The 833-nt window shown below is 54.0% G+C and carries 1 protein-coding gene; it reads right to left on the bottom strand.

All coding sequences use genetic code 11. The features are described 5' to 3' along the window. Positions 1-833 (bottom strand): transcription antitermination factor NusB (locus ACTHS3_RS16125; RefSeq protein WP_440368522.1); only part of this gene is annotated, 833 nt, incomplete at both ends.

The raw sequence follows: 833 nt of genomic DNA, 5'->3' as shown, positions 1-833 counted from the left end.
GCATCGGCACAAGTCAAAGAGGCCTTTTGAAAGCCTAAACGGTCAAGATTGCTCTTCACCCTGTTCAGACGGCCTTCATCTATATCCAAAGCGGTAACATGACAATCTGCCAGTTCCAAGATATGGCCTGTCTTGCCGCCCGGCGCCGCACAGGCATCGAGAATGCGTTCGCCGTCTTTCGGGTTCAACAAATAGGCAGCACGTTGCGCACCAAAATCCTGCACCGACACCAGGCCGTCTGAAAAACCGGGCAGGCGGCTTACCGGCACAGCTTCTTCCAACATCACGGCGTATTCGTCCAAAGCCCTGGCCGCAATACCTTCCGCAGCCAGTTTTTCCAAATAGCTTTCGGCATTGCCGTGTCGGCGGTTGACGCGCAAAGTCATCGGCGGATGCGATTGCAGCGCAGTGGTGATATTGTGCCAATGTTTCGGATAATGGTTTTTCAAATAAGCCACCCACCACAGCGGCAAATTGTGTTTCGCCACATCGTCTTTTTTGCAGGAAGCTGCGAGCTTGTCGCGTTCACGCAAAAAGCGGCGCAAAATCGCATTGGCAAACGAGCGGAACTGGCCGCGGCCGATTTTGGCAATGCTTTCCACCGCTTCATTGACCACGGCATGAGGCGCATTGCGCGTGTAATGCAGTTGGTACATCGCCGCCAAAAGCAGGCTTTCAAGCTGCGGATTGTCAATCGGCTTCTTCAACATTTGACCAAGCATATACTTCAAACTGCCCAAATAACGCTGGCAACCGTAGGCAATATCCTGCAACGCGCCGTTTTCCTGCGCCGTCAGCTGCGGATGCGCCGCGCGGATTTCCGCCAAGACATC

Source organism: Neisseria sp. P0009.S007 (assembly GCF_051962515.1).
The sequence above is the reverse complement of the archived record's forward strand: the minus strand, read 5'-3'. Positions and strand labels throughout refer to the sequence as shown.